Here is a 13257-nt window from a genome sequence, read left to right as displayed (position 1 = left end):
CAGTTATGTGACCTACAGTGCGCAAATCATGGCCCGGCATGACCCGTTTCCATCCAACGGGCCCGCTCAGGCCGGACGAAAGGGATCAATATCCGAGGTCATGGAGCCGCCGATCATCGATGCCGAAATGATGGGCGATCTCATGGACGACCGTGATGCGAACCTCTTCCACCACGTCGTCCGGGGTGTCGCAAATTCGGAGAATCTCATTGCGGTAGATGGAAATGTGATCGGGCAGGACGCCGCCGTACCAGTCTCCGCGTTCGGTAAGGGGTACCCCTTGGTACAGCCCGAGCAGCCCGCGCTCAGGGGCGTCGTCCTCGACGACGATGACGACGTTGCGCATGTGCGCGGTCAGCTCGGACGGGATGGTGTCGAGGGCCTCGGAGACCAGGTCCTCGAACTCATCGCGCGACAACTCCATCACACCGACGATTCTGCTCGACAGAAGGGACAGACGTGCCGAAGGCCCCCGCCGCGCTGACCACCGCCCTCGCGACCCCCCGTCGCGGCGCCGTCCGAGCCTGGCGCCGCCTGCGCGGGCTCGCCGCCCCCGGCACGGCCCGCGTCCGCGCCGTCGGCGCCCCGGCGGCGCGGCGCGTCCGGCCCGTCGTCACGGGCCGCTGGGCGCGGCTCCTCCTCGTCGTCGCCGTCGGCCTCGCGGGCGGCTACGTCGGCCTCCTGCTCGGCGGGCGCGCCGTCACCCCGGTCGGGCCCACCGACGTCCAGCTCAGCCTCCACCCGTCCCTGCACGGCGGGACGACCCTCGAACTGCCGCCGCTCGGCTCCCTCCGCCTCGACACCCACTGGGGCCCGGTGTCGCTGGAGGCGAGCCTGACCGACGTCCGTCCCGAGCAGGCGCAGAAGCTGATCGAGAACGGCTCCGAGGTGGACCGGCTCACCGACCAGATCGCCGTCCAGCTCCGGGAGGGCCTGACCGACCTGCTCATCCGCGCCGTCCTGTTCGCGCTGCTCGCCGGGTTCGTCGCCGCCCTCCTCCTCTTCCGCTCCTGGCGGCGCGCCCTGGTCGGCCTCGGCTCCGCCGCCCTCGGGCTCGTCGCCGTCACCCTCCTGACCTGGACGACCTTCAACCCGCAGTCCGTCGCCGAGCCCCGCTACACCGGCCTGCTCGGCAACGCCCCGCAGATCTTCGGCGACACCCGCAACGTCTACGAGCGGTTCTCCGCCTACCGCGCGCAGCTCGCCCACCTCGTCGGGAACGTCTCCCAGCTCTACGCGGCCGCGTCCACCCTCCCGACCTACGAGCCGGACCCGTCCACCATCCGCGTGCTGTCCGTCTCCGACATCCACCTCAACCCGGCCGCCTGGAACGTCATGAAGTCGGTCACCACCCAGTTCAAGATCGACCTCATCGTCGACAGCGGCGACCTCATGGACCACGGCAGCAAGGCCGAGGACCGCTTCGCCGGCGAGATCTCCAGCCTGAAGGTCCCCTACGTCTACGTCCGCGGGAACCACGACTCCAAGTCCTCCCAGCGGGCCGTCGCCAAGAACAAGAACGCCGTCGTCCTGGACGACGCCACCCGCGACGTCAAGGGCCTGCGCATCTTCGGCATCGGCGACCCCCGCTTCACCCCCGACAAGAGCACCCGCGACGACTTCGTCGGCGCCGACCAGATGCGCGCCCAGGGCCTCGTCGTCGCCGACCGCCTCCGCGCCTCCGGCACCACCCCGGACCTGGTCGTCGTCCACGACCCGTCCGAGGGCGAGTCCTTCTCCGGCATGACGCCCCTCATCCTCTCCGGCCACGCCCACGCCCGCTCCACCAAGCTGCTCCCCACCGGCACGCGGCTCTTCGTCCAGGGCTCCACCGGCGGCGCCGGCCTCCGCGGCCTCGAACACGAGGAACCCACCCCCATCGAGCTCTCCGTCCTCTACTTCAGCCGCGCCACCCACCGCCTCCAGGGCTGGGACGACCTCCGCCTCGGCGGCCTCGGCCTCACCTCCGCCCAGATCGAACGCCACCTCGAACCGAAGCCGGACCGCGCCATCAAGCCGTCCCCGCCCGCCCCGTCCCCGCCCGCGTCGCCGACCTCGCCGTTCCCGTCGCAGTTCCCGTCCGACTGGCCGTCCCGGACCCCCTCGTCACCCCCGCCGTCCCCCCGCACCACCCAACCCAGGTAACCGTTTGCGCGCCGCCCCGCCCCGTCCTCTACACTTGGCCAGGTCGAGTGGCGGCCGTCCCCGCCACCACCGGGCCCCCTTCGTCTAGCGGCCTAGGACGCCGCCCTTTCAAGGCGGTAGCGCCGGTTCGAATCCGGTAGGGGGTACCACCACAACCGCCACGCGGCTCTGTTTCGCCACCGCAGACCGCGCCGGACGCCGCCTCACTACGACGAGCAGGGGCGGGTCGGCGATCGTCACCTCGGCGTCTCCGGCACCGAGTATCAGATCTTGCTCGACCGCGGTGGCGGACGGTTCGGTTTCAGGCGTGCACGCGCAGGGCTTGGAGGTTCGCCAGTTCGTGGACGCCCCATCTGCCGAGTTCGCGTCCGTACCCGCTGGCCTTGACGCCTCCCGTCGGGAGGCGCGGGTCGGTCGCGGAGATCGTGTTGACGAAGACGGCTCCCGCGTGGATTCCGGCGCTCACGGCGGCGGCGTGAGCATCGTCGGTGCTCCACAGGCTGCTGCTCAGGCCATAGCGCGAGGAGTTCGCGATGGCGAGGAGTTCGTCGTCGTCGGCACCGGTCGTGAGGGCGCCCAGCGGGCCGAACGTCTCATCGGTGAGCAGGATCGAGTCGCGTTCGTCCACTTCGATGATCGAGGGCGAGAACCACGCGCCCGGACCGGGCTCGGGCGCGTCCGTCTCGGCGAGCACGCGGCCGCCGGCCGCCAGCGCTCGGTCGCGCTGTCGGCGTAGCGAGTCGCGCAGGTCCCGCCGGGCGAGCGGTCCGATGTCGGTCGTGTCCTCCGCCGGGTCGCCGACTCTCAGCTCGTGGACATGGGGCACGAGCGCGTCCACGAAGGCGTCGCGCACGTCGCGGTGGACCAGGATCCGTTTGGCGGCGATGCAGCTCTGCCCGTTGTTGAGGAAGCGCGACCGCACGGCAGCGGCCGCCGCGGCGGGGACGTCGGCGTCGGCGAGCACGATGAACGGATCGGAGCCGCCGAGTTCGAGCACGCACTTCTTGAGCGCGGCGCCCGCACGGGCGCCGACGATCGAGCCGACCCGGTCGCTGCCGGTGAAGGTGACCGCGGCGATGCGGGGATCGTCGATGATGTCCGACGCCGTGGCGCCGTCGACGACGACCGTCTGCAGCACGTCGGCGCCGAACGCGGTCTGGAAGACCTCTTGGACGGCCAGCGCGTTCCCCGTGACCGACTCCGCGTGTTTGAGGACCACGGTGTCGCCCGCCGCGATCGCGGGGAGCATCGCCCGTATCACCTGCCACCACGGGTAGTTCCACGGCAGGATGGCGAACACGACCCCGAGCGGCACGACGCGCACGATGGCGGTGTCACCGTCGACGTCGAAGGTCTCCGGCTCGAGGATCTCCCGCAGTTCCGCGGCGTAGTAGCGGCAGGCCAGGACGCACTTGTCGATCTCGGCCCGCGCCTGCCGGACGGGCTTGCCCATCTCAAGCGTGATGAGGGTGGCCAGCGCGTCGCGTCGTGCCGCCAGGATGTCGCCGAGACGGCGGATGGCGGCGATCCGGTCCTCGACGCTCGACCGGCCCCAGCGTGAGGCGAAGGCGGCGCCGATGATCCGGTCGACGTCCTTGGACGTCATGTACGGGTAGAAGTCCAGTTCCGCACCGGTCGACGGGTCGACGGTGGCGATTCCCTCCCGGATCACCTTGCCGCCTCCCCAGCGGCATGCTGCTCCCGCAGCCAGCGGGAGAACCGGCCCGTGATCGAGACGGGGTCGACGAGGAGCTTGGCGACGCCCTGCGCGTTGCCTTTCTCGATGCGGCCGTACAGGAACGCCGGCCCCTTCACCGTGAGCAGTTCCGCGAACGCGTCCCTGAGCCCGCCGACCGTGTCCGCCGTTCGGGTCGTCCACCCGGAGGCGCCGGCCAGCCGGACGAGGTCGATCTTCGACGAGTAGGTCGGCAGGGCGCCGGTCGAGCCGTACACGCCGTTGTCGAGCAGTACGAGCAGGAGGTTGTCCGGGGCGAGGTATCCGCCCGTGGGGAGGACGTTCGGGTTCATGAGCAGCGAGCCGTCGCCCTCGACGCCGACGACCTTGGGCAGGGCGGGGTCGAGGCTCAGCGCGAGGCCCGTGGCCACGGAGCCGACGAGGCCCATGGAGTCGAGCAGGTAGAGGTGGTTGTCGCCGTCCTTGACCGACGCGAGCTCGCGGCTCGTCGCCGCGCAGGTGACGACGACGGGATGCCGGTCCGTCAGGTCCGCGAGGGCGCCGAGCGCTTCGATCCGCTTCATCACGCGACCTTTCCATCGGTGTTCCAGAAAGAACCCAGGACGACGACGGGCTGATAGGTCATGACGGCGTGGACACCGGCCTCCTGGACGGTGTCGCGCCAGTCGTCCGCACCGCTCCGCCGGTCGAGCTCGATGACGGGCAGCCCGACGGCCCGCAGGACCGCGGGCATGGGCCGGCTGATGGAGTGGATCATCGAGTTGTACTCGCCGAGGCCCCCGCGCGTGTTCGCGAAGACCAGGAGCGGGAGGTGGTACGAGAGCGCGAACGTGGTCAGGGCCGTGAGGGCGTTGCCGAAGCCGTTGTCCTGCATCACCACGGCGCCGAGACCGCCGGTGAAGGCGACCGCTCCCATCACGCCCACGGCCTCCTCCTCACGGGAGAGCGGGGTGACTCGCGGTGAGACCCCGTCCGCGCCGCCGTCGTGGGCGACCAGCGCCGTGATGATGGGCGCCACCGTCACGGAGGGGATGTACCCGACCCGTACGGCTCCTGCCGCCCAGATGCCGTCGGCGACGGCCTCTGCGTAGGTCATCTGCGTGCGACTCCTTTCAGGAGGGAAGGGCGAGGGCGCGGGCGAGGAGAGCGGGGTCGATGTTGCCGCCGGACAGGATCGCGACGGTCCGTCCGAATCTGCCGGGCTCCGCGAGGTGGGCGGCGACGCTGAGGGCGCCGCTCGGCTCGGTGACGAGACGGGAGCGGCGGGCGAGCACCGCGACCGCGGCGAGGATCTCGTCCTCGCTCACCGTGACGATCTCGTCGACCGTCGCCTGGATGAGCGGAAACGTGACCTCCCCGACGACCGGTGTCCGCGTCCCATCGGCGATGGTGCGGCAGGTGTCCTCCGTCTTCCACTCGATCCGGTGCCCGGCCGCGAGGGAGTCGCGTGCGTCGGCGGCCGACTCCGGCTCCACGCCGATCACACGCGTGCCGGGCGACGCCCACTTGACCGCCACCCCGATCCCCGAGATCAGCCCGCCCCCGCCGATCGGCACCAGCACCGTGTCGACGGAGTCGAGCTCGTCGAGGATCTCCAGGGCGACCGTCCCCTGTCCGGCGATCACGTCGGGATGGTCGTAGGGCGGGATCAGGACCATCCCGCGTTCGGCCCGCACCGTCTCGGCGACCGCCTCGCGGCGGGCTCCGGGGACGAAGATCACGTCGGCGCCGAGCTCCCTGGTCGCGTTCGCCTTGACCTCTGCCGCGGCATCCGGCATGACGACGACCGCCTCGACTCCGGCCGCCCGCGCGGCCCACGCGACGGCTTGGCCGTGATTGCCGCTCGAATGAGTGATCACCCCTCGCGCCCGCGCCTCCGGGCGGAGCCGGCGGACCGCGTTGAGCGCGCCGCGGATCTTGAAGGCGCCCATCGGCTGGAGGCTCTCGGCCTTCAGGTGAAGCTCCCCCGGAGCCCACGGCGCCGCGAGCAGCGGTGTGCGGACGGCACCGTCGGCGATCCGGGCTCGCGCTTGGACGATGTCGCGGGCCGTGACCGTCGCGGACGCTCGCGAGGATGGCGTGGTGTTCAATTCGCCGGCTCCGGTCAGAAGATCTTGCGGGCTTCGGAGTCGTTGAACAAGTCCGGGTTGGGAACCACCGTCTTGCTCGCCACGGTGGCCAGCATCTGGTGCGGCATATGGAAGCCGAAGTCCTCGGCCACGGCCTTCTTCAGCGGCCGGGAGAGGATGTTGTGCGCGGCCCAGCGCGCGAAGCGCGGACGCCGCATGATGAATCGCGCGATCTCCCAGGCACGGTCGAGCAACCGCTCGCGCGGGAGGACGTCGCTCACGACGCCCCATTCGAGCGCCTTGTCCGCGGGGATCGGCTTGGCTCCGTAGATGTGGTAGGCGGCCCGCTTCGGCCCCATGAGCGCCTGGAGCGCCAGCGCCTGGCCGTCGCCGGGTGCGGTGCCGAGCCAGAAGTGCGGGTCCATGAAATCGGCGTCGGGCGCGGCGAGCGTGATGTCGGAGAGGATCGCGAACTCGGTGTGCACGCCGGGACCGTTGACGGCGGCGATCGTCGGGATGTCGATGTTGCCGACGAAGCTCTCGACGACCTTCCAGCCGTCGTACAGGCGCTGATAGACGAGGTCCGGGTCCAGGTCGGAGGCCGGCCTGGGGTTGTGGCCCTTGGGGTCGCCGGTCATCCACCTGTCGCCCGTGCCCGTGATGATCAGGACCTGGTTCTCCTGGTCGTTGCCGATCTCCTGCCAGACGCGCGGCCAGACGTTGTGCGCGGCGTGCGTGTGCACGTACGGCCCGTCGTCCGTGTGCAGGCGGACCTCGATGACGCCGTCCTCGCGCCGCATCCTGAAGAAGTCGGCGTACCTCCTTGAGTAGTCCTCGAACGCGGACGGGGCGAGGTACCCCTCCCAGTGCTCGCGGAGATCGATCGCCATCGGGCCTCCCTGTCGTGATCAGCCGGGAACGCACGTCCCGACGGCCAGTAAAGCACACTGGCCAGTGTGCTTTCTGGGTCGCTACGCTACCGGCATGCCCAGAGCCATCGCCGAGGTCCAGACGCCGGGCCGGCGCCGGCGGTCCGAGGCGAAGCGCGCCGCCATCCTCGACGCGGCCGAGGAGCGCTTCCTGGCGGACGGCTACGAGCGGGCGAGCATGGACGTGATCGCGGCCCGCGCCGGGGTCTCGAAGCGCACCGTGTACGACCACTTCGGGGAGAAGAGCGCCGTCTACCTCCGCGTGGTCGAGCGCGTCCACGCGTCCCTGGTCCGCACCGTAGGCACCGCGCTCGAGGAGGAACTGCAGCCCGGCCGCGACCTGCGGGAGGCGCTCTCGGCCTTCGCGCGGCGCGTCGTCACGGGCACCTTCCCCTCATCGGACTACGTGACGTTCCGCCGGCTCGCGTCGGAGCGCGCCGCTCCGCGACTCGCGCTCTCCACGAGCGACCGCCCCGAGCGGATGCTCGCCGCCCGGTTCGCCGAGCTCGCCGCCGCCGGAGGGCTCCATGCCGACGAGCCGGAGCTCGCCGCGCGGCACTTCACCGCCCTCACGGTCGAACTCGCCCTGCACGCGCTCGACGCCGACGCCGACGAGACCGAGGTCCTCCGCCTCGTGGACCGCGGGGTCGACGTGTTCCTCCGCGCCTACGCCTGAGGATCGTCCGGCAGCAGCGGCACGACCCCGACCGCCCGGCCATCGGCGTCGAGCACGCGCCCGAGCAGCTTCGTGACCCGCAGGACGACCGAGCGGTCCAGGACCCGCAGTTCCGGCAGTTCCCGACCCATGCGCCATTCGAGATCGTGCACCTCGGCGGTGGAGTGCAGCCACGCGTCGACCACGAGGTTGAACGGACCCGCCGTGAAGCTCGCCGCCCGCACGCCCGGGAGGACACGGATGCGCTGCTCGGCCGATCGCAGGTCCTGGACGTCGAGGGATCCGAAGTACGTGGCCCATACCGACCGGCCGGACAGCTCGCGCGACACGTCGCAGCGCAGGGTCACCAGCCCGCCGTTGCGCATGCGCGTGAGCCGGCGCCGCACGGCGAGCGCGCCGACACCGGCGAACCCCGCGATCCCCTCCAGCGACATCCGCCCGTTCGCGTGCAGCGCGGCGAGGATCAGGCGGTCGGTAGCGTCCAGCGCGTCGGCCTTCGCGGCGCCGGCCGCCGGCGGCGACCCCAGCCGACGCTGCTGCTCGGGGTTGAGGGAGCCGTCCCGCCAGCTGCTCACCTCGAGCGTCGATCGCGTGAGGATGTGGCTGCGGACGCGGGCGATGCCCGCGATGCGGGGCACCAGGCCGAGCAGGTAGCCCGACAGTGCCTGGAGGCTCACCGCCTGGGCGAGCACCACCAGGTCGCGGGGGCCGCTCATCACCTTGATCGACGCCGCCTCCCGGTCCATGGCGAGATCACGCGCCACGTCCATCGACCGGCCGGGCTCACAATCGATCTCGACGAGGGCGCACACGGGCATGGCGCCGCCGGACGGATGTGCCGTGACCCAGGCGGTGCCCGACGACTCCATGCGCGACCACCGCCGGCTCACGGTCGAGGGATTGACACCGAGCGCCGACCCCAGATCGCGCCAGCTGGCGCGGGGTGCGGTGCGCACCGCGTCGACGATCGCCAGGTCGAGCTCGTCGAAATCGGTGACGGCCACGAGGATCCCTTTCCTGCATGGATGACATCGCTAGGAGAGATTTCCTGCGATTTGCGGCCGATTGTGAAGGACAACTCTAGCGTCGCCACCATCTGGACCGATGCCTTGGAGGGCCGATCGCGCCATGCAGACCGCCGAAGCCGCCGCCCTGCGGATCCGTCGCGTCCGCCTCATCGACGGTTTGAGCGACGAGGTGGTCGAGGACGCGGTGCTCGAATCAGACGACGCGGGTCGCGTCACCTATGCCGGACCCGCCGCGGGAGCTCCACCGGCCCGGCCGGGCGTGCCCGAGATCGACGGCGAGGGCGGCACCCTGCTGCCCGGGCTCTTCGACTGCCACACCCATCTCGGCATGCCCTCCGACCGGTCGATCGTCGATGTGGCGCTGATGAGCGATCCGGTGCTCACCACCCTGGACACGGTCGATCGCCTGGAGCGCACGCTCCTTTCGGGCGTCACGTCGGTCCGCGACCTCGGCGCGCTCCCGGCCGGGTATCGCGAAGCGGTCGCCCGCGGACGCGTGGCCGGCCCGCGGATCCAGACCGCGATCGCCGTCATCGGCCACACCGGCGGCCACGCGGACACGACGCTGCCGAGCGGCAGGGCACTCGACCTCGACTCGTGCGTCGTCGCGGACGGCGTGACCGAGGCGCGGGTCGCGGTGCGCGAGCTGCTGCGCGCCGGCGCCGACGTGATCAAGATCTGCACGAGCGGCGGCATCAGCAGCGCGCACGACGATCCCGACGACGAGGACCTGCTGGCCGAGGAGATCCGGGCCGTCGTCGACGAGGCGAGGCGCCACGGCGGCCGCACCGTCGCCTCGCACGCCCAGGGCCGCGCCGGGATCCTCTCCGCCCTCCGCGGCGGAGTCCGTTCGATCGAGCACGGCTTCGGGATCGACGACGAGGGCTGCGACCTCCTCGGCGAGCGCGGCGCGTTCCTCGTGCCGACCCTGTCCGCGGTCTTCCAGCCGCTCGACCCCGCCGCGACCACGCCGTGGCGCTATCAGAAGAAGCTGCGCTGGAACGCGATCGCCAAGGAGAACATCGCCCGCGCGATCGAGCGGAAGGTGCAGATCGCCGTGGGCACCGACGCCGGCATCACGCCGCACGGCGAGAACCCGTTCGAGCTCTGGTGCCTGGTCGAGCTCGGAATGTCGCCGATGGACGCCATCCGCGCCGCCACCGCGACCAGCGCCCGGCTGCTCGGCGTGGACGACCGGCTGGGCGTCCTGCGGCCGGGCCGCCTCGCCGACGTCGTGCTGTGCGCGGCGGACCCGCTCAGCGACATCCGCGCGCTCAGCGACCCCACTCGGATCACCCTCGTCGCCCAGCAGGGCGTCGTGCGCGCCAGCCGTCTCGGTGACCCCACCGCCGGTGGACTCAACGCAGAGAGACAACACGCATGACCGATCTCGACTCAACCACCACGGACAGCCGGGATACCGGGGCGATCCACAGCGGATGGACGCTCAGGGTCGTCTCCTATGTCGCGATCCTCATCCTCGTCAACGTCATGGTCGACAGCGTGGTCGCGGCGCCGACCTTTGTCCTCCCCCACCTGGCGCGGGCCTTCGACACCAACCAGTTCGCCTGGATCGGTTCGAGCGCCATGCTCGCGGGCGCCATGTGGTCACCGCTGCTGGGGAAGAGCGCGGACGTCCACGGCAAGCGCCGGGTGCTCGTGATCACGCTGCTCGTCGCCGCGCTCGGCGGGGTCGTGTGCCTGGCCGCACCGCACCTCGCCGTGTTCGTGCTGGGACGCCTCCTGCAGGGCGCCGCGGTGGCGGCGCTGTTCCTGTCGATCGCCATCATCCGCGACCTCTGCGTACCGAAGTTCTCGATGGTCGTCACGGGCGTCGTGACGGCCGGGTCGGCCGTCTTCGGCATCGTGACCCCGTTCGTCCTGGAGCCGGCGATCGAGGTGTTCGGCTGGCGGTCCGTCTTCGTGATCTCGGCGTCGTTCGCGGTCGCCGCCGCGCTGTTGACCCGCCTGGTCGTTCCCGACACGCGGCGCCGGACACCCGGCACGGTGGACGTCCGGGGCGCGCTCGTCCTCGGCGGCGGCATGGCGGGCGTCCTCGGCTACATCAGCCTCGGCCAGGTCTTCGGCTGGGCGGGCGCGGTGTCGCTCCTGGTGCTCGCGGCCGGCCTCGCCGCCCTGGTGTACTGGTTCGCCGTTCTGAGCCGCGGACGTGAACCCATCATCGACATCCGGGGCATCTCCCGCACGCTCGGGCTCGGGCTGCTCGTGGTCGTCATGGGCACGGGCGCCTACCAGAGCGTGCTGCAACTGTTCAGCATCCTCGTGGAGACGTCCCCCGACGACGGGCTGGGATACGGGCTCGAAAGCCCCCTCGCCCTCGGGCTGATGTTCGGCGTCCCGTCCATCGGCATCGCACTGGGCGGCGTCGGCGCCGGGGCCATCGCCACCCGCGTCGGCCCGGCGTGGTGCCTCGCGGTGGGCATCCTGACCGGGACGACCGGCACCGCGCTGATGTACCTCGGCGACGGCCCGGGCAACCTCGCCGTCGCCGTGCCGGCCTCGTTCCTGCTGAGCCTGACCGCCGGCAATCTCGTGACCTCCGGGTTCAACCTGGCATCGGTCCTCGCCCCGCGGGAACGGCAGGCCACCGTCTCCGGCCTGGTCATGGTCATGGTCGCCATCGCCTCGGTGACGATGAACTTCGTCGGATCCGCCATCCTCGGCGGGACGGCCGTCGTCGCCGACGGCGAGACGGTCAACTCGGCGACCGGCATCTACGCCTACATCGCCAACGTCGGCGGCGTGTTCGTGCTGGCGGCGATCCCGGCGGTGCTCCTGGTCCGCAGGATGCCCGGCCGAGCCCCCGCCGACAGGGAGACCTCCTCCCTCAGCCACCTCTGATCCACCGGTTCACCCATCCCCGCAAGGAGGACCCATGACGGCCTCGGCCCCCACCGGCCCCGCGCAGGCGCGGCACCCGTACAGCCCGGTCCGCGAGACCCCGAACGGGTTCGTCTTCATCTCCGGACAACTGGGGCTGGCCGGCGACGCGCTCGTCGCCGGCGGCGTCGCCGGCCAGACCCGGCAGGCCTTCTCGAACCTGAGGACCCGACTCGCCTCGGCGGGGCTCGGCCTTGAGGACGTCGTGAAGATCACCGTCTACCTGGTGTCCATGTCCGACCGCGGCGCCATGGACGAGGTGTACCAGCGGTCGCTCCCGGAACCGCTGCCCGCCCGCACGTGCGTCGCCGTCGCGGAACTGCCGTACGGCGCCCGCGTCGAGCTCGACGCGATCGCCGTGCGGAGCCCGAAGGCATGACGGAACCCGCGGCGTCCCCCGAAGCCGCTCCGGCCGGGGCGGCCGGATGACCGGCTCCGCCGTGCGGCGGGGGCACGAGCGCGTGCGGCGGCTCGTCGCGAGCGCGGCGCTCAGCACCGACGTGCCCTGGCTCCTCCTGGTCACGGCCCCCGTCCGCGATGCGCACGGCTCGTTCGACGACGCGGGCTCGGCACGGCTGCGGGACTGGGCACGGGACCAGGTCGCCTCCTGGCCGGGACCCGTCCCCATCGCGGACGAGCCCCCGCTCGTGCAAGCGGATCGAGTGGTCTTCTCGTCGGCGTCGGCGTCGGCGTCGGCGTCGGCGCCGTCGTCCGACGCACCGGGCGCACGGTACCGGTGCGAGTTCCATGCGGACGGCTCAGCGCTCATCGCGCTCGCCGCCGGCGGGTTCCGTGAGAATCCCGTCGATGGCGTCCCGGTCTGGGCGATCGGAGAGGGCGCCATCGCGTGGATCACGATCGCGGCGCTCCGCCTCGCGGCGGCCTACGCCGACCGCGCCGGGGTCCTGGGCGGCGCGGTGGTCGAGACCGCCGTGACGCCCTACGGCGACGACGGCGCGTCTCCGATCGAAGTGTGGAACCACGACCGGCACACGTATGGTCCGGCGGGCTGTCGGCTCGTCGCCGTGGAGCCGAGCCGCCGAGTCGCCGACCTCTCCCGATGCCTGTCCGCCGGGCTCGCCGGTGTGGCCCGGCCGTCCGTGGTGGACGTCCTGAGCCGTTTCGGACTCTCCGGTGAGCGGCACATCGATCAGTCCGGCGTGATCCGTCGGGGCAACTTCACCGGCTTCGACGACCACATCCTCGCCTGGACCGAGGCCATCGGCATTCCCTCACGGCCCTGAACGGAATTCCCCATCCGGCACAGTTCGGAATGGGCAGCGCGCAGATCGATTCACCGTTCTGAAAAGGTCTCTCTGTCTGCCGACGGGCGCGCCGGATTCACTCGAATCGAACATCCCCCGATGGACAGGAGCCGCTGTGCCGACCGAGAACCTTTTCCGGATCACCCACTGCGAGACGGACGCGACGGGCGGATCTCGCCTGGTGGACACGGTCAAGCCGATGCAGGCCGCCGGGCTCGTGGAGGGTGAGGCGGCGTTGCTCTCCACCGCTCCCGAGCGGGCCGTCGCGGCGACCTTCGTGGAGATACCGGCGGAGGCGCGCGCAAGCGGCTGGCACCGGGCGCCGTGCCGCCAGTACGTGGTGGTGCTCAGCGGCCAGATCGAGATCGAGGCGCGCGACGGCAGCACCCGGCGCATGGGTCCTGGGGACGTCGTCCTCGCCGCCGACACGGAAGGCAGCGGTCATCGCGCGACCGCGTCCGGCGGACGCGCGCGGCTGTTGTTCGTCTCGCTCGCGGACGACTGAACATGGCGCCGCCCTCGGCGCTTCGATGCGAAGGCGCCGAGGG

General features: G+C 71.5%; 14 protein-coding genes and 1 tRNA gene. 8 read left to right on the top strand and 7 right to left on the bottom strand.

Annotation, left to right across the window (positions count from 1 at the left end):
• Positions 1–85 precede the first annotated feature (85 nt).
• Complete coding sequence (locus ACH01S_RS31130; protein WP_067899798.1) at positions 86–427, bottom strand: metallopeptidase family protein; 342 nt, start codon at positions 425–427, stop codon at positions 86–88.
• 32 nt (positions 428–459) lie between these two features.
• On the opposite strand from ACH01S_RS31130, the gene ACH01S_RS31125 reads away from it, so the two are divergent.
• Positions 460–2145 carry a metallophosphoesterase family protein gene (locus ACH01S_RS31125; protein WP_246236849.1) on the top strand — a complete coding sequence of 562 codons (1686 nt, stop codon included), beginning with the start codon at positions 460–462 and terminating at the stop codon, positions 2143–2145.
• Positions 2146–2218: 73 nt separating this feature from the next.
• Positions 2219–2294, top strand: a tRNA-Glu gene (locus ACH01S_RS31120).
• A 152-nt stretch (positions 2295–2446) separates the two neighbouring features.
• On the opposite strand, the gene ACH01S_RS31115 is transcribed toward ACH01S_RS31120, so the two are convergent.
• Genes ACH01S_RS31115 through ACH01S_RS31095 form a run of 5 tightly spaced genes read right to left on the bottom strand, consistent with a single transcriptional unit; the run spans position 2447 to position 6800 of the window.
• Positions 2447–3817: an aldehyde dehydrogenase family protein gene (locus ACH01S_RS31115; RefSeq protein WP_218010459.1), complete on the bottom strand. Its 1371-nt coding sequence runs from the start codon at positions 3815–3817 to the stop codon at positions 2447–2449.
• The gene (locus ACH01S_RS31110) at positions 3814–4404 is read right to left on the bottom strand and encodes a thiamine pyrophosphate-dependent enzyme (protein ID WP_067899795.1); all 591 of its coding nucleotides are present in this window, start codon (positions 4402–4404) and stop codon (positions 3814–3816) included. The genes ACH01S_RS31115 and ACH01S_RS31110 overlap by 4 nt, the downstream gene beginning before the upstream one ends.
• Entirely contained in the window at positions 4404–4937 is a 534-nt protein-coding gene (locus tag ACH01S_RS31105) for a thiamine pyrophosphate-binding protein (protein WP_067899792.1), read from the bottom strand. Before ACH01S_RS31105 ends, ACH01S_RS31110 begins: the two co-directional genes overlap by 1 nt.
• A gap of 16 nt (positions 4938–4953) precedes the next feature.
• Positions 4954–5931, bottom strand: coding sequence for a threonine ammonia-lyase (locus ACH01S_RS31100; RefSeq protein ID WP_067899790.1), 978 nt, complete (start codon positions 5929–5931; stop codon positions 4954–4956).
• Positions 5932–5945: 14 nt separating this feature from the next.
• On the bottom strand, positions 5946–6800 hold the full coding sequence (locus ACH01S_RS31095; RefSeq protein ID WP_067899787.1) for an enoyl-CoA hydratase/isomerase family protein: 855 nt from the start codon (positions 6798–6800) through the stop codon (positions 5946–5948).
• Between the two features lie 94 nt (positions 6801–6894).
• Here ACH01S_RS31095 and ACH01S_RS31090 point away from each other — a divergent pair, with 94 nt between their 5' ends.
• Positions 6895–7515, top strand: a complete 621-nt coding sequence (locus tag ACH01S_RS31090; RefSeq protein WP_067899784.1) for a TetR/AcrR family transcriptional regulator — start codon at positions 6895–6897, stop codon at positions 7513–7515.
• Here ACH01S_RS31090 and ACH01S_RS31085 read toward each other — a convergent pair.
• Positions 7506–8519: an Lrp/AsnC family transcriptional regulator gene (locus tag ACH01S_RS31085; protein WP_083981341.1), complete on the bottom strand. Its 1014-nt coding sequence runs from the start codon at positions 8517–8519 to the stop codon at positions 7506–7508. The two genes, ACH01S_RS31090 and ACH01S_RS31085, sit on opposite strands and share 10 nt — an antisense overlap.
• Positions 8520–8643: 124 nt before the next feature.
• Between ACH01S_RS31085 and ACH01S_RS31080 the strand changes: the two genes are divergently transcribed.
• The 5 genes from ACH01S_RS31080 (at position 8644) to ACH01S_RS31060 (ending at position 13214) form a co-directional block, all read left to right on the top strand.
• The gene (locus tag ACH01S_RS31080; protein ID WP_067899778.1) at positions 8644–9927 is read left to right on the top strand and encodes a metal-dependent hydrolase family protein; all 1284 of its coding nucleotides are present in this window, start codon (positions 8644–8646) and stop codon (positions 9925–9927) included.
• A complete protein-coding gene (locus tag ACH01S_RS31075; RefSeq protein ID WP_067899776.1) occupies positions 9924–11405 on the top strand; it encodes an MFS transporter in 1482 nt (493 codons plus the stop codon). The genes ACH01S_RS31080 and ACH01S_RS31075 overlap by 4 nt, the downstream gene beginning before the upstream one ends.
• A 34-nt stretch (positions 11406–11439) precedes the next feature.
• Complete coding sequence (locus ACH01S_RS31070; protein ID WP_067899773.1) at positions 11440–11823, top strand: RidA family protein; 384 nt, start codon at positions 11440–11442, stop codon at positions 11821–11823.
• 46 nt (positions 11824–11869) lie between these two features.
• Positions 11870–12688, top strand: a complete 819-nt coding sequence (locus ACH01S_RS31065; RefSeq protein WP_067899769.1) for a hypothetical protein — start codon at positions 11870–11872, stop codon at positions 12686–12688.
• A 136-nt stretch (positions 12689–12824) separates the two neighbouring features.
• Entirely contained in the window at positions 12825–13214 is a 390-nt protein-coding gene (locus tag ACH01S_RS31060) for a cupin domain-containing protein (RefSeq protein ID WP_067899766.1), read from the top strand.
• Positions 13215–13257: the final 43 nt, after the last annotated feature.

The sequence above is a fragment of the Actinomadura chibensis NBRC 106107 genome, from assembly GCF_001552135.1.
GTDB classification, from domain to species: Bacteria; Actinomycetota; Actinomycetes; order Streptosporangiales; family Streptosporangiaceae; genus Spirillospora; species Spirillospora chibensis.
Note: the sequence above shows the minus strand (reverse complement) of the source record. Positions and strands in the feature narration are given on the sequence as shown.